This is a genomic window from Rathayibacter agropyri (assembly GCF_013249015.1).
Lineage (GTDB): Bacteria > Actinomycetota > Actinomycetes > Actinomycetales > Microbacteriaceae > Rathayibacter > Rathayibacter agropyri.
The window spans coordinates 150,120-164,913 of record NZ_JABRPL010000002.1 but is presented as its reverse complement, the minus strand read 5'-3'; the positions used below and the strand labels follow the sequence as shown (position 1 = coordinate 164,913).

Sequence of the window (14,794 nt, the reverse complement as noted above, 5' to 3'; positions counted from 1 at the left end):
GTTAGCTCCGCTCGGCGCGGCGGCGGCGCAGCGTCGCGAGCAGCAGCCCGCCGAGGCCACCGGCGAGCAGCAGGCCGCCGAGGCCGAGCGGGAGGCCGATGTCAGCACCCGTCGCAGCGAGCGGCGGGCGAGTCCCCCCGCCGGGGCGCGGGGCGACCGACGGGGTGCCGCTCGGCAGAGGCGCGGCCGTCGGGGTGCTCGTCGGCTCGCGGGTCGGGGCGATGGTCGGCTCGACCGTGGGAGCGATAGTCGGCGTACCGGTCGGCGTCGGGGTGGGCTCCGGCGTGGTCGGGTCCTTCTCGGCGTCGATCGCGGAGGTGTCCTCGGCGAACGAGGCTGTCACGAACGCGATGGCCTTCGACGTGATGCCCAGCGCCTCCGTGTTGATGTTGTCGATGTCGTCGGCGGCGGAGTGGTAGTTCGGGTCGTGCGTGATGCCGGCGGTGCCGCCAAACAGCGCGGCCTCCTCCTCCGTCTTGACGTCGTCGGCACCGGTGAAGACGCCCGAGGACGGGATACCCACCGAGATGAAGCCGTCATAGTCGCTGCGACCGTCGAACGCGGTGTCGATCCAGGGCTGGTCGATCGAGTCGAAGTAGTCGGTGAAGGCCTTCTCGGTCGCGATCGAGCCGGCGGGCACCTCGACGGGAGCCTCGTAGGTCGACTCGTTCGCGTCGTAGACGGAGATCACGTAGTTCGGCGAGGCGACCATGTCGAAGTTCATGTAGGTCGAGATCTTCGCGGCGTCCTCCTCCGTCAGCGAATCGACGTAGGTGTAGGAGCCGACCAGGCCGACCTCCTCCGCGCCCCACCAGGCGAAGCGCACCGCGTTGGTGGTCTCGCCCGCCTCAGCGAGCTGCACAGCGGTCTCCAGAAGTGTCGCGGATCCAGAGCCGTTGTCGTTGATGCCCGGGCCGGCGGGCACACTGTCGAGGTGCGCGCCGAGCATGACCACGTTGTCGTGGTTGCCGCCGGGGGTTTCGGTAATGATGTTAAAGGTCTCGACCTCGGTGGTGGTCTGGTCGATCAGCACGGTCGCCTCGGTCGGGAGCGCGGCGAGCAGCGCTTGGCCTTCGGCCTGGGTGAGTCCCACACCGGGAATCGCGGACTCGTCCTGGCCGCCGTAGGTGCCGTTCAGCGCGTCGCTCGGGGCGTTGTCGTAGATCAGGATCGCCGAGGCGCCTGCCGCACCGGCCGCGATCGACTTCTCGAGGAAGCTGCACGTGCCGCGGCTGACGAGTGCGACCTTGCCGGTGGCGTCCAGGCCCGTCCAGGCGTCGGTGGTGCACCCGAGCGGATCCACGGGAGCGATCAGCGCGCCGGTCACGCCGCCCTCGGGCGTCGAGGGGGTGAATTCCATCGGCGTGCCGACGGCTCCGGTGCTGGTCGTCAGCGAGAAGGCGTCGATGGCCTGGGTGGCTGTGGTGAAGTTCTGGCGTTCGGTGGTGTAACCGGCGGCGGCGAGGACCGACTCGACGTACTCGCCGCTGAGCTCGTAGCCCGGGGTGCCGATCGCGCGGGTGCCGCCGCTGGCATCCGCGATGGCCTGGAGCGCACCGAGGTGCGTCATGATGCCGTCGACCGTGACGGTGTCGGCGAAAGTGACCGGCTCGACGGCGCTCGCCGTGGGGGCAAAGGCAAAGCCGGCGATGAGGGCGCCCGCTCCGATCAGCGAGCTCGATCTCATCAGAGCGCTCGATCTCATCAGGGCGCTCGATCTCATCAGGGCGCTGCGTCGTCGACCGCTCGGGGTGTTCGTGGTGGTTCGCGCCACTGGGGCTCCCTTTTCTCGAGAACGGGCCACCGCGTCGGCGACCCTGCCGCGTCACTCCCGAATCTGGGAGTCATCCGCGCCACTGCGAGGCTATTCACAGGAAGCCGTGCATCCCACCCCCCTCTGCAACATTTCACGCGCCGGAAACACCCCTTCCTGCTCAGGGAACTCTGAACCGTCGAGGGGGCCTCGGAGTGGGCTCCCTCGATGGTCCGGGGCTCCCTCGCGCGGGGAGCAGCGCGGCTTAGTCGAGGCGGGGGTCGCGGCCGGTTCGTTCGCCGGTCGCGAGTCCGGCGATTCCGGCCAGGTCCTCGCGGTCGAGCGCGAAGCCGAAGACGTCGAGGTTCTCGCGGATTCGCGCGGGATTCACCGATTTGGGGATCACGACGACGCCCAGCTGCACGTGCCAGCGCAGCACGACCTGCGCAGGGGAGACGCCGTGCTTGTGCGCGATTGCCGCCAGCACCGGCTCCTCCAGCAGACGCCCGCGGGCGAGCGGTGACCACGCCTCGGTGACGATGCCGTGCTCGGCGTCGAACGCGCGCACCTCCTCCTGGGGCAGCCGCGGGTGCAGCTCGATCTGGTTGATTGCTGGCACGACCCCGGTCGCGTCGAGCAGGCGCTGCACGTGCTCGGGCGCGAAGTTGGAGACGCCGATCGAGCGGGCTCGCCCCTCCCGCTGCAGTCGCTCGAGCGCACGATAGGTGTCGACGTAACGGTCGCGGGAGGGAATCGGCCAGTGCACGAGGTAAAGGTCGACGTAGTCAGTGCCGAGGAGCTCGAGGCTTCGGTCGAATGCGGCGAGGGTCTCGTCGAAGCCGTGATCGTCGTTCCAGACCTTCGTCGTCACGAAGATCTGCTCCCGCGGCAGGCCGCTTGCACGGATGCCGGCGCCGACGCCGCGCTCGTTGCCGTACAGGGTCGCCGTGTCGACGTGGCGGTAGCCGGCCTCCAGAGCGACGGCGACCGTGCGGGCCGCCTCCTCGTCGCCGATCTTGTAAACGCCGAGCCCGAGTTGGGGGATCGCGCGGCCGTCGTTTAGTGGGAGAAGGGGGGCGCTCATTTCTCCATGCTGGCACGGACGCTCAGACGTTCACGGACGCTCAGACGTTCCAGTCGAGCTCGCCCTCCTGGCCAACGCGCACCCCGTCCTCGATCAGCGCCGCGAGACCGGCCACGCCGAAGAGGAGGCGGCGCTCGGCACGTGCCACGTCACTCCGATCCTCGATGCCGCGGACGGCGAAGTGCGCGTCGTGCCCGGCCTGCATCCCCTCGACGCTCGAACGGCCGCGAAGAACGCGCGCGGGCCGACGGCCGACGCCGAGACCCGACCAGAGCGAGCCCGTCTCGAGCACGACTGCCGTCTCGGCGCTGACCACACCCCGGTGTTCGCGGCGGGCGGTGAGCTGCCAGCCGAAGCCGAGGTGGTGCAGCTGAAGTGAGTGCGGGCCGCGCCAGGCGTGGGAGGCGTCCTCGCGGCGGAAGTAGACGGGGCTGGGTCGGAACGAGCCCTGCCAGAGCGCGGCGGTGAGTTCGGCGCACCAGTCCGGCGTCTCGGGATTGGACCACGGGTCGAGTGTGTGGGAGTGGGCTGCGACGCGCCGGTGCTCGCGTACCAGCTCTTCCGCGTCCTCTCGCAGTCCCATCGCAGACCCCCCACTTCCTGGCACCCAATCTAGGGGGGGCGACGTCGCGCGGACAACACGGTGTCGCTTCAGGTGGGCAGCGTGACGGGTTCTGTGTCCGCAAGGGGACTCGCGTCGCGGCCGCGAAGGTCCGGGTGGTACCTCCGGCCGAGCGCGGGAACGAGGAAGCCGACGAGCGCGAAGACGGCCGCGACGACGATCGCGGCGGTCGGTCCGGCCCGGTCGATCTGCACGCCCGCGATGGCGGAGCCGAGCGCGGCGCCGATGAGCTGTCCGGTGCCGACCCAGCCGTACGCCTCCGCAGTCTCCGAGAACCGCACGCTCGAGGCCGTGATCGCGAAGAGCGCGGCGAGAGCCGGAGCGATGCCGATGCCGGCCAGGAAGAGGGTGACGCAGAGCCACCAGAACTCGGTCGAGACGGCGGCGAGGCCCACACCGACGGTGACCACGAGCATCCGTCGCGCCGTCGCCCACCGGCTGATGGGGATGTGGCCGAGAGCAAGGCCGCCGGCCAGCGAACCCGCCGCGAAGATGGCCAGCACGATGCCCGACTCGATCCCGCCCTCGCCGAACACCGCGACAACGCCCGCCTCCAGCGCCGAGCACGCGCCGACCAGGAGGAAGCCGACCACGGTCGCCAACAGCACGGGCGGCTTGGTCAGCACGACGCCGAGGCGGCGCTTCGAGCGCGGAATGCGCACGCGGCCGACCTCGGGCGAGGAGATGAACCAGACTCCGCCGCCGACGAGGAACGCTGCGGCGGTGAGGATGCCCGCGACCGTCGACACCTGGATCGACACGAACGTCGTCAGCACCGGCCCGAGTACCCAGATGATCTCCTGGGCGGACGCGTCGAGCGAGAAGAGCGGAGTCAGCTGCGAACTGGTCACCATCTTGGGGTAGATGGTGCGGACCGCCGGCTGAACCGGGGGCATGCTGAGGCCGGCGACGAACCCGATCACCACGAACTGCCACACCTCAAGCGGCAGCAGCGCCATCGCGATGATCGCGCTCGCGCAGATGATGAGGGTGAGCGTGAGCACCCGGCGCATCCCGAGCCGGCCCATCAGGCGGCTGGTCAGCGGGCCGGCGATGGCTTGCCCGATCGACATCGAGCCCAGCACCAGGCCGGCCGCAGCGTACGACCCGTGCACGCGCTCCACGTGCAGCAGGAACGCGAGTGAGAGCATCCCGAACGGAAAGCGCGCGGTGAGCTGCGCCGCAATGATGCGTCCCACTCCGGGAGTCTTCAGGAGATCGGTGTAGCTACCCACCGGACGACCCTAGCGCCCCGCGAGGCAACCCCCGACCGTCGAGGGAGCCCCCTCTTGGAGGCTGCCTCGACGCTCGGGGCGCCCTGAGCGCGCGGGGGAGTCAGCCCGCGAGCACCTTGCGGATGCGTTGCAGGGAGACGCTCTCGGCGGTGCCGAGCGACTGCGCGAAGAAGCTCACCCGCAGCTCCTCGATCATCCAGCGGGCGCGAGCGAGGCGCTCCGGAGCGTGCGCGGGCAGCGGCAGCACGCCTCCCGCCGAGCGGTAGAGCTCGTGAGCGGCCTGCACTTCGTTCAGCCAGACCCGGTCGCGGCCGACGTTCTCGGCGATCCTGCCGAAGCGCTCGGTGATCGCGGCGAGGTAGCGCGGCAGGTGCCGCAGCCGCTCCGCTCCCGTCGCCGAGACGAAACCCGGGTACACGAGGTGTGAAAGCTGCTCCCGCGCGTCGGTCAGCGCCGGGAGCAGCGCCATGCTCGTCGAGGCCTTGAGCGCTTTCTCTACTCCGCGGGCGGTGGTCAGGATCGTCGTGACCGTCTTCACGGTCTCGAACATCGCATCCATCACGCTCGCCGAGACGCGGTCGCGCACGGCGTCGAACTCGGCGCGAAGGAACAGCATCCCGTCGGGCTTCATCCGCCAGAGCACCGCGTCGACGCAGGCGAGTAGGCAGTCCGTGAACAGGGCGGTGGTGTTCTGGTAGGGGCTCTGCGCGAGCACGAGCTTCTCGTTCGAGGAGAGGTGCTGCTGCACGTAGGCGACGGGGCTGGGCGTGGCGAGCACGAGCAGGCGCCGCACGCCCCGCGGGTGCTCGCGCGCCTGGTCCTCGGCGGTCGCCAGCAGGCGGATCGACACCGAGTCGCCGTCATCGATCAGGGCGGGGTAGGCGCGGATCGTGTTGCCGCCCTGCCGGGTGTCGGTGACGCGGGGAAGCTCGGGCAGGTCCCAGGTCTTCAGGCCACGGCGCTCGAGCGCGTCGGGAACGCGAGCCTCGACCACGCGCGCGACCTCGTCGCGGACCCGGCCCCGCAGCCTCTCGGCCAGCGGTGCCAGCTCCTTGCCGGCCGCGATCGTGCGCCCGCGCTCGTCCGCGACGGCGAAGGTCACCCGCAGGTGCGAGGGGATCCGCTCGAGATCGAAGTCCTCGGGCTGCACAACGACGCCCGCCTCCCGGCGGATCGCTCCGGCGAGGGTCGCGGCGAACGACTCGGTCGGCGGGGTCGGCACATCTGGGGGGAGTGCGGCGGTGAGCGTGCGCGCCCAGTCGTTCGCGGGGACGACGTTGCGACGCAGATGCTTGGGCAGCGCCTTGATCATCGCGGTGACCAGTTCGGCGCGCAGTCCCGGCACCAGCCAGTCGAAGCCTAGAGGCGTGACGCGGGGCAGCAGCGCGAGCGGCACGTGCACCGTCACTCCGTCCTCCTCCGTACCCGGCTCGAACCGGTACGAGAGGCGCAAGCGCTGGTCGGCCTGGCGCCACTGGGTCGGGAAAGCGGTCTCGTCAACCTGCTCCGCGTCCTCGGGCAGCAGCGTCTCCTGCGTCATCGTGAGCAGGTCGGGCTCATCGTGCTGAGTGGTGCGCCACCAGGAGTCGAAAGAGCGGACGGAGGTGATGTCGCGCGGGAGACGGCGGTCGTAGAAGTCGAAGACGGCCTCGTCGTCCACGAGCAGGTCGCGGCGGCGGGTGCGCTCCTCGAGGCGCTCGAGCTCGGCGCGCAGGGCCCGGTTCTTTTTGTCGAAGGCGTGCCGCGACTCCCACTCGCCCTCAATGAGGGCGTGCCGGATGAACAGCTCGCGGGCGTAGGAGGCGTCGATGCGCGAGAACTGGACGCGACGGCGCGCGATGATCGGCACTCCGTAGAGCGTGACCTTCTCGTACGCGACGGCCGCGCCCTGCGACTTCTCCCAGTGCGGCTCGCTGAACTGCCGCTTGACCAGGTCGCCCGCGATCGCCTCGGCCCAGGCCGGGTCGATCGTCGCGTTCGAGCGCGCGAAGAGGCGGCTCGTCTCGACCAGCTCGGCGCTCATCACCGCGTCGGGCAGTTTCTTGGCCAGCGCGCTGCCCGGGAAGATCGAGAACTTCGCATTTCGGGCGCCGACGTACTGCACGTTCTGGCGCTCGCGGTTCTTCGCCGCGCGCTGAGCCTGCTGCGAGGTGGTGTCTTTAATGCCGAGGTGCGAGAGCAGGCCGGCCAGAAGACTCCGGTGGATTCCGTCGGGGTCGATCTTCGGCTCGCCGAGCTCGAGCTTCAGCGGCCGGGCCAGCTGGCGGAGCTGGCGGAAGACGTCTTGCCACTCCCGTACGCGCAGGTAATTGAGGTACTCGGCCTTGCAGAGGCGGCGGAACGCGCTGGAGGAGAGTTCTTGCTGCTTCTCCTCCAGATAATTCCAGAGGTTCAGGAGGGTGAGGAAGTCGCTGGTCGGGTCAACGAAACGGGCGTGCTGCTGGTCGGCCTGCGCGCGGCGCTCCAGGGGGCGCTCGCGGACATCCTGGATCGTCAGGCCCGCCACGATCGCCATGACCTCGCGGCTCACCCCGTGCCGACGCGATTCGATGACCATCCGCCCGAACCGCGGATCAATCGGCAGCCGCGCGAGATCCCGGCCGATGCGGGTGAGCTGCGGCGCCGCCTCCCTCCGCGAGATGCCAGTTGTGCTCGCGTTCTGCGGCGTGTCGCATACCGAAGAGGCATCTCGCGCGGGGGAGTCGGGGTGGGTGCCGGGGCTGCGCAGGGCGCCGAGCTCGGTGAGGAGGTCGAGGCCGTCCTTGATGCCGCGGGAGTCGGGCGGCGTGAGAAAGGGGAAGGACGCGATGTCGCCCAGGCCCAGCGAGATCATCTGCAGGATGACTGCGGCCAGGCCCGTGCGAAGGATCTCGGGGTCGGTGTACTCGGGTCGGCGGAGGTAGTCCTCCTCGGAGTAGAGGCGGATCGCGATGCCTGCGCTGGTGCGGCCAGAGCGTCCGGAGCGCTGATTCGCCGACGCCTGCGAGACGGCTTCGATCGGGAGCCGCTGCACCTTCGAGCGCGCGCTGTAGCGCGAGATGCGCGCGGTGCCGCCGTCGATCACGTAGCGGATCCCGGGGACGGTGAGGCTCGTCTCAGCAACGTTGGTTGCCAGCACCACACGGCGCCGGACGCCGGGAGTGCGGGAGCGCTCGAAGACCCGGTGCTGGTCGGCAGCGGACAGCCGGCCGTAGAGCGGGAGCACCTCGGTGCCTGGCAGGTTCCGCCCGCGGATCGCGTCCTCGGCGTCCCGGATCTCGTTCTCGCCCGAGAGGAAGACGAGGACATCACCCGGATCCTCCCGCGCCAGCTCGGCCAGGGCGTCGGCGATGCCGGTCATCAGGTCGCGGCTGCCGCTCGTCGCGTCCGGCACGTCGGTGTCGTCATCCTCCTCCGGCTCCTCGGCGACCAGCGGGCGGTAGCGGATCTCGACCGGGTAGGTGCGGCCGGAGACCTCGATGATCGGGGCCGGAGCCCCGGAGGCGTCCGAGAAGTGCGCCGCGAAGCTCTGCGGATCGATCGTCGCCGAGGTGATGATCACCTTGAGGTCGGGGCGCTGCGGCAGGAGGCGGTGCAGGTAGCCGAGGAGGAAGTCGATGTTCAGGCTGCGCTCGTGCGCTTCGTCAATGATGATCGTGTCGTACCGGCTGAGCATCCGATCGTGATTCATCTCGTTGAGCAGAATGCCGTCGGTCATCAGCTTGATCCGTGTCGACGCGGACGCCTTGTCCGTGAACCGGACCTGGTACCCGACGATCCCGCCGACCTCGTCGTCGAGCTCCTCCGCGATGCGCTCGGCGATCGTGCGGGCCGCGATACGCCGGGGCTGCGTGTGCGCGATGCTCTCGCGCCCCAGCTCCAGGCAGATCTTCGGCAACTGCGTCGTCTTGCCCGACCCGGTCGCTCCCGCGACGATGACGACCTGGTTGTCGCGGATCGCCGCCGCAATGTCCTCGCGCCGCGCCGACACGGGAAGTTCGGGCGGATACCGAACCCTGAGCACGTCTACCATGAGCCCCCCACCCTACCCCGCATGCAACAATGCCCCTATCTCGCGAAATGTCGCGAGATCCCCTGTCCCGGTCGAGATCGGGCGCCTCGGCGCCATATCTCGACCGCGGCGCCCGATCTCGTGGAGCACGTCGATGAATGCACAGTCCCTGCTGGTTGTGCTGAACATTGTGCTGCTGCTGTTCGCTGTCCAGGGTGTGCTCGCTAATCCGCGGCTCTCGAAGGTCGCGAAAGTGTCGTGGGTGGCGTTCATCGTGATCGCGCCGTTCCTCGGCAGTATTGCCTACCTCATACTTGGGCGGCGAGGGCGCGGAGGCGGAGGGGGCGCCGTTGTGCGCGGCACGGAGCGGCCGAGCGGCTGGTTCTTCGAGCGCTGATCGTTCAGCAACCCCCTGATCGTTCAGCAACCCCCTGACCCACGGTCCGCCCATGTCTAGCGTGGGGCGCATGGCCGAACGACTGCGCTCCAGTGTCAGCCCCTACCTCCGCTCGCACGCGGACAATCCGGTCGACTGGTTCCCGTGGGGCGAGGAGGCGTTCGCCGAGGCCGAGCGCCGGGACGTCCCCCTGCTGATCTCCATCGGCTACGCCACGTGCCACTGGTGCCACGTGATGGCGCGGGAGTCGTTCTCGGACCCGGTGCTCGCGGCGCGGCTGAACGAGGGCTTCGTCGCGGTGAAGGTCGATCGGGAGGAGCATCCCGATGTCGATACCGCCTACCTGACCGCCGCGAGCGCCTTCACCCGTCAGCTCGGCTGGCCGCTGACCGTCTTCGCCACTCCCGCCGGTGAAACCTTCTTCGCTGGCACCTACTTCCCGCCGCGCGCCGTCGGCGGCGTGCCCGCGTTCGCGGATGTGCTCGACGCAGTCTCCCAGGCGTGGCGGCTGCGCCGCGACGAGGTACAGGCGACGGCGGGTTCCCTCGCAGCGGCGCTGCGCGAGGCGACCGCCTCCTTGCCCGCGGCCTCGACCCTTCCGGACGACGCCGCGCTCGAGGACGCAGTCGCCGCTCTGGCGGCCGAGGAGGACCGCGTGCACGGCGGGTTCGGTGGCGCGCCGAAGTTCCCGGTCGCGCCGGTGCTCGGGTTCCTCGCCACATGGGACAGCGGAGCCGCACTCGCCGAGCGGACCCTCCTCGCTCTCGCCGCATCCCCGCTGCGCGATCGTGACGGCGGCTTCTTCCGCTACGCGACGCAGGCTGACTGGAGCGACCCGCACTACGAGCGGATGCTGTACGACAACGCGCAGTTGCTCGATGTCGCTGCGCTGCTGCTCGGTCGCGCGGGTACCCGCACCGATGAACTCGCGGTGGTCGCGGAGGGAATCGCCTCCTTCCTCCTGACCACGCTGCGGCAACCGGGTGGTGGCTTCGCGAGCGCGCAGGACTCGGAGAGCATCATCGACGGGCAGCGCTCGGAGGGCGGCTACTATCTCGCGGCCGACCGCTCGCGCCTTGCGCCGCCTCCGCTTGATGACAAGGTCGTCACCGGGTGGAATGGGCTCGCCATCCGGGCCCTCGCCCGCGCGGGCAGGGCGCTTGGGCGCGCGGAGTGGATCGACGCGGCCCGGCGGGCGGCGGACTTCCTGCTCGAGCGGCATCTCGTCGGGGGACGGGTCAGCGTTCGCGCCTCCCTCGGCGACGTGGTGTCGTTGGCGCGACCGGCGCTCGAGGATCTCGGGATGCTCGCTGACGGCCTCCTGCAGCTCGCGCTCGCAGAAGGCCGGCCGCGCTACGCCGTCGTGGCGCGGGCGCTCCTCGACGGTGCCCTTGAGGCCGCGTCGGGGCCGCTGCCGTTCGCCCTTCCCGGCGGAGGCGACCAGGCGTTGACCGCTCGCGGCCTGGCGCTGACGGCCGATCCGTCGGAGGGTGCGTACCCCTCCGGTCTCGCGGCGACGGCCGACGCCGCGCACGAGCTGTACCTCCTGACCGGTGAGCAGCGCTATCGCGCAGCGGCGGAGGCGGCTGTCACCGCGGTCGCACCGGGCTCGCTCGCGCAGCCGATGGGGTTCGGCGCCGTGCTCGCGCTCGCTTCACGCCTCACCCGTCCGGTCCGCCAGCTCGTGGTCGTCGCTCCCAGCACCGCCGGGCTCGCCGATCTGCTTCGCGGGGCGCGGGAGACGGAACTCGGCGTACTGGCGGGCGTCTCGGATGAGGGCGCTCGGGAGTGGGCAGAGGCGGGCTTCGAGCTGTTCGAGGGACGGGTCTCGCGGGACGCCCTGCCGACCGCCTACTCCTGCGAGTCCTTCGTCTGCGCTCTGCCTAGCACGCGGCTCCCGGAGGAGATCGTCACGCGGCCGTGACCACGAGCGGCGCGTCGGGGTCGGCCGCCCACTCGTTGAGCGAGCCGTCGTAGACGACCGCTTTTTCGACGCCCAGGACCGCGAGCGCGAGCGCGTCCGCGGTGGCCGCGATGCCGCCTCCGCAGTAGAGGACGATGCGCTCCGACTCGAGGCTCTCGCCGAACAGCGCGCGCAGTCGCTCAGGCGGCAGCAGAGTGTTGGTGGCGCGGTCGACCAAACGGCCGGCCGGAACGCTGCGCGAGCCGGGGAGGTGCCCGCGTCGCGGCCTCCACCCCTCCTCACCGGTGAACTCTTTCGGCGGGAGGGCGCAGACGAGGGCGCCTGGTGCCTCGCCGCGCAGCACGCTCTCGACGCCGGCCTTGTCGATCCAGACCGGACGTTCCTCGCGAACCTCGATGCCTCCGCTGGCCACCGGCTCGACGTGACCGGCCTCGATCGGCCGCTCCTCGCTACGCCAGGCCGTGAGGCCGCCGTCGAGGACGGCGGCGGCGTCGTGCCCGGCAGCGCGCAGCAGCCACCACAGTCGAGACGCCCACTGACCCACCGCGGAGTCGTAGACCACGACCACGGAGTCGTCCTCGATCCCGAGGGCCGCGGTGGCGGCAGCGAAGCGTTCGGGATCGAGACGGGAGAAGGGGAATCGCGCCTCGGGGTCGGAGAGCTGCTCGAGCAGGTCGCCGAAGACAGCGCCGGGGACATGGCCCTCCAGGAGGTACTGCTCGTCGCCGCTGAGGTAGCCGGGACGGCCGTCGAGGCCGGGCACGAGGAGGACGCTGGCATCGATGACGACGAGGTTCTCGCGGCCGAGATGATCGGCCAGCCACTGGGTCGAGACGATCGGCCGGGCGAGGTAGGGGGTCGAAGTGCTGCTCACCCGCCCCACGCTAGGCGCGACCGGCGACATCCGCCCGCATACGCGTCACGGTGCTTCACGCGGGCGGCGCGCCGCCCGCCGGCCGAGACGTCCCGCTCCCGGCGAGGTACCGCGCTCGCCGTGGCGTCTGGGGGGACACCGTGGAGTGTCGCCGAGCGGCTGGAGTGCGCCGTGCCGCGAGCAGAGGCTCCTCCACAGGGACCGGTTTTCCCCAGATGTGTCTGGGCGCTCCCACGGGACGAGCCGACCACTCAGGATCGACGCATGACCCAGCTTCCCCTCTTCTTCGTCCGCGACCTGCGCGCCCACGGCACCGGCTCCGCTCTCGCATTCCAACGCGATCTCGAAGCGCTGTGGCGCGGGGTGCGCACACCTGCGCTCGCGTGGCAGGCGGCGGACGCGGCGACCCGTCAGCACGCCCGCGTCCGTGCGGCGGTGGGACTGCGCCGAGGGGGCGTCCTCGTGGGGGAGTCCGCTGCTCTCCTGCACGGCATCCCCCTAATCGAGGGGCTCGATCCTCGCGTCCATGTCCTGGCGAGACCCGGTGTCGGGAGCCGAACGCGCGGGGCGGTGCGGGAGCGGAGTTTCGCGGTACCGCCGGACGTGGTCGAGATCGGAGGGATCCCCGTCTCATCCGTCCCCGACACGGTCGTCGACCTCGCCCGTCACTCGACGCTGCGGCGGGCTGTCGTCGCCATCGACCATGTTCTGCACTCCGAGTGGGTCGCAGGTCGCGACCCGGAGCGGATGCGCGAGACCCTGCTCAGGCTTGTCGCTCGAACAGGCGGCGGCCGGGGGGTACGGAGGGCCGCCGAGGCCATCTCGTTCGCGGATGCGCGGGCGGAGTCACCGCTCGAGTCGGTCAGCAGAGTCGAGATGGCCGTCGCGGGCTTTCCCGCGCCGCGCCTCCAGCACGTGTGGCACCTGCCTGACGGCGCCAGAGCTGTCACCGACTTCGACTGGCCGGCGTTTGGCCTCGTCGGCGACGCCGACGGCCGCGGCAAGTACGGTGTCTCGGCGGCCGAGCACGCCGACGGCCTCGCGGACGCGGTGTTCCGTGAGAAGCGGCGCGAGAACGCGCTGCGGCTCCTCGGGCCTCGCATCGTTCGCTGGGAGTGGCGGGACGCGATCGCGGCCGATCCGCTGGTCGCCCTGCTCACAGCGGCGGGTCTTCCGCAGCGTCAGGGGACGCGTCGCGCGGTTCGCGGTGCGCGGTGAGCGGCGCTCGGCGGTGAGGCACCGCAAAGTCGGCCGAGACGACGGGGCCGCCGCGGTGTCGTGGTGGAGGCGCGGTATCGCGGCGGCAGCGGGACGCTCGGTGCCGACGCGCTGCGCCTCAGCACTCGATGACGTTCACCGCGAGCCCACCCTCGCTCGTCTCCTTGTACTTCGAAGACATATCGATTCCGGTCTGGCGCATCGTCTCGATCACTGCGTCGAGCGAAACGCGGTGGGTACCGTCGCCGTGCAGCGCCAGCCGAGCCGCACTCACCGCGGTCGACGATGCAATCGCGTTGCGTTCGATACAGGGGATCTGCACGAGTCCGCCCACCGGGTCGCAGGTCAGGCCGAGGTGGTGTTCCATCGCGATCTCGGCCGCGTTCTCGACCTGCTGCGGAGTTCCGCCGAGCACTGCGCACAGGGCCCCGGCGGCCATCGCGCAGGCAGAGCCGACTTCACCCTGGCAGCCCGCCTCCGCCCCCGAGATCGAGGCGTTCGTCTTGCAGAGCGAGCCGATCGCCGCCGCCGTCAGGAGGAACCGGCGGACACCCAGCCGGTCGGCCCCCGGGACGAAGCGGAGGTAGTAGTGCGCCACCGCCGGAATGATGCCCGCCGCTCCGTTCGTGGGCGCGGTCACGACGCGCCCACCTGCGGCGTTCTCCTCGTTGACCGCGAGGGCGAACGCGTGCAGCCACTCCACCGAGGTCGCCCGAGCACGGTCGAGCGGGTCCTCCTCGAAGGCCTCGAGGCGCTCCCGCAGCACGGAGGCGCGGCGGCGGACGCCGAGCCCGCCCGGCAGCACGCCCTCGGTCGCCAGTCCGTGTTCGACGCAGGCTGCCATCGCGTCCCAGACCGCGTCCAGGCGCTCGATGATGTTGACCCCGGGATGCAGGGCCCACTCGTTCGCGAGAGCGAGTTCGGAAATCGCTGTGCCCGTCCGGTCGCAGATCGCAAGCAGGTCGAGCCCCGAGTCGAAGGGGAAGGGGTGTGCGGCGAGAGCCGCCAGTTCGGCGCGCTCTCCCGCCCGACGGATGAACCCGCCGCCGATCGAGTAGTAGGTCTCCTCCCACACGGGCAGCGGTGCGTCGCCGAGCCACACGCTGAACGTCAGGGCGTTCGGATGCTCGGGCAGCCGAGTCCGCGGCTCGAAGGCGATGTCGTCGCGCGTCATCGGGAGACGCTTCTCGCCGGCCAGCGCGATCCCGCCCTCATCGTCGAGTCGGTGCCACGCTCCGCGAACCTCTTCCGGATCGCACGTTTCGGGATCGAGTCCCGAGAGCCCGGCGACGACCGCGTCGGGAGTGCCGTGGCCGATTCCGGTCGACCCGAGCGAGCCGTAGAGGGTGCAGCTCACCCGGCTGACCCGGTCCAGCATCCCTGCGTCCCGGATCCGTTCCGCCAGCGCGAGAGCGGCGCGCATCGGGCCGACGGTGTGCGAACTGGACGGCCCGATCCCCACGCTGAACAGGTCGAAGACGGAGACGTAGGCGCTCATCCACCGAGACTACGCCGGGCCACGCGGGGGCGGTCGGAACGACCACGGGGCGGGCGCCCAGGTGGACTCCGTGCCGTCGAGAGACGCCCGGATCACCGACGACGCGCGCGGGCTGCTATTTTCGCCGGGGCACACCGCCGACGTGCGCCTCACTGCCCCGCCCGTGCTCTTCCACGGGGGGCGCCGACGCACGACCGG

At 70.7% G+C, this 14,794-nt stretch carries 10 protein-coding genes; 3 read left to right on the top strand and 7 right to left on the bottom strand.

Annotation, left to right across the window (positions count from 1 at the left end; genetic code table 11):
* Position 1: 1 nt before the first annotated feature.
* From HRF29_RS06340 to hrpA, 5 genes are all read right to left on the bottom strand, one after another.
* Positions 2-1,687 carry a M28 family peptidase gene (locus HRF29_RS06340; protein ID WP_173246462.1) on the bottom strand — a complete coding sequence of 562 codons (1,686 nt, stop codon included), beginning with the start codon at positions 1,685-1,687 and terminating at the stop codon, positions 2-4.
* Between the two features lie 331 nt (positions 1,688-2,018).
* The gene (locus HRF29_RS06335; RefSeq protein ID WP_173246459.1) at positions 2,019-2,837 is read right to left on the bottom strand and encodes an aldo/keto reductase; all 819 of its coding nucleotides are present in this window, start codon (positions 2,835-2,837) and stop codon (positions 2,019-2,021) included.
* Positions 2,838-2,877: 40 nt separating this feature from the next.
* On the bottom strand, positions 2,878-3,420 hold the full coding sequence (locus HRF29_RS06330) for a hypothetical protein (RefSeq protein WP_173246457.1): 543 nt from the start codon (positions 3,418-3,420) through the stop codon (positions 2,878-2,880).
* Positions 3,421-3,488: 68 nt separating this feature from the next.
* Complete coding sequence (locus HRF29_RS06325) at positions 3,489-4,694, bottom strand: MFS transporter (protein WP_173246454.1); 1,206 nt, start codon at positions 4,692-4,694, stop codon at positions 3,489-3,491.
* Positions 4,695-4,794: 100 nt separating this feature from the next.
* Positions 4,795-8,706, bottom strand: a complete 3,912-nt coding sequence (gene hrpA / locus HRF29_RS06320) for an ATP-dependent RNA helicase HrpA (RefSeq protein ID WP_173246451.1) — start codon at positions 8,704-8,706, stop codon at positions 4,795-4,797.
* Positions 8,707-8,839: 133 nt separating this feature from the next.
* Between hrpA and HRF29_RS06315 the strand changes: the two genes are divergently transcribed.
* Together HRF29_RS06315 and HRF29_RS06310 are read left to right on the top strand one after the other, a co-directional pair.
* On the top strand, positions 8,840-9,082 hold the full coding sequence (locus tag HRF29_RS06315; protein ID WP_173246448.1) for a PLDc N-terminal domain-containing protein: 243 nt from the start codon (positions 8,840-8,842) through the stop codon (positions 9,080-9,082).
* Between the two features lie 70 nt (positions 9,083-9,152).
* Entirely contained in the window at positions 9,153-11,006 is a 1,854-nt protein-coding gene (locus tag HRF29_RS06310; RefSeq protein ID WP_173246444.1) for a thioredoxin domain-containing protein, read from the top strand.
* Here the strand turns inward: HRF29_RS06310 and HRF29_RS06305 are convergent.
* A complete protein-coding gene (locus HRF29_RS06305) occupies positions 10,993-11,880 on the bottom strand; it encodes a rhodanese-like domain-containing protein (RefSeq protein WP_173246441.1) in 888 nt (295 codons plus the stop codon). The two genes, HRF29_RS06310 and HRF29_RS06305, sit on opposite strands and share 14 nt — an antisense overlap.
* A gap of 264 nt (positions 11,881-12,144) precedes the next feature.
* On the opposite strand from HRF29_RS06305, the gene HRF29_RS06300 reads away from it, so the two are divergent.
* Positions 12,145-13,098: a hypothetical protein gene (locus HRF29_RS06300; protein WP_173246438.1), complete on the top strand. Its 954-nt coding sequence runs from the start codon at positions 12,145-12,147 to the stop codon at positions 13,096-13,098.
* A 118-nt stretch (positions 13,099-13,216) separates the two neighbouring features.
* Here the strand turns inward: HRF29_RS06300 and HRF29_RS06295 are convergent, their stop codons facing one another.
* A complete protein-coding gene (locus HRF29_RS06295; RefSeq protein ID WP_173246436.1) occupies positions 13,217-14,596 on the bottom strand; it encodes an L-serine ammonia-lyase in 1,380 nt (459 codons plus the stop codon).
* Positions 14,597-14,794 lie beyond the last annotated feature (198 nt).

Coding starts and splice junctions, on each gene's coding strand:
- HRF29_RS06340 (WP_173246462.1), bottom strand. CDS start 1,687: ATGAGATCGAGCTCGCTGATCGGAGCGGGCGCCCTCATCGCCGGCTTT.
- HRF29_RS06335 (WP_173246459.1), bottom strand. CDS start 2,837: ATGAGCGCCCCCCTTCTCCCACTAAACGACGGCCGCGCGATCCCCCAA.
- HRF29_RS06330 (WP_173246457.1), bottom strand. CDS start 3,420: ATGGGACTGCGAGAGGACGCGGAAGAGCTGGTACGCGAGCACCGGCGC.
- hrpA (WP_173246451.1), bottom strand. CDS start 8,706: ATGGTAGACGTGCTCAGGGTTCGGTATCCGCCCGAACTTCCCGTGTCG.
- HRF29_RS06315 (WP_173246448.1), top strand. CDS start 8,840: ATGAATGCACAGTCCCTGCTGGTTGTGCTGAACATTGTGCTGCTGCTG.
- HRF29_RS06310 (WP_173246444.1), top strand. CDS start 9,153: ATGGCCGAACGACTGCGCTCCAGTGTCAGCCCCTACCTCCGCTCGCAC.
- HRF29_RS06300 (WP_173246438.1), top strand. CDS start 12,145: ATGACCCAGCTTCCCCTCTTCTTCGTCCGCGACCTGCGCGCCCACGGC.
- HRF29_RS06295 (WP_173246436.1), bottom strand. CDS start 14,596: ATGAGCGCCTACGTCTCCGTCTTCGACCTGTTCAGCGTGGGGATCGGG.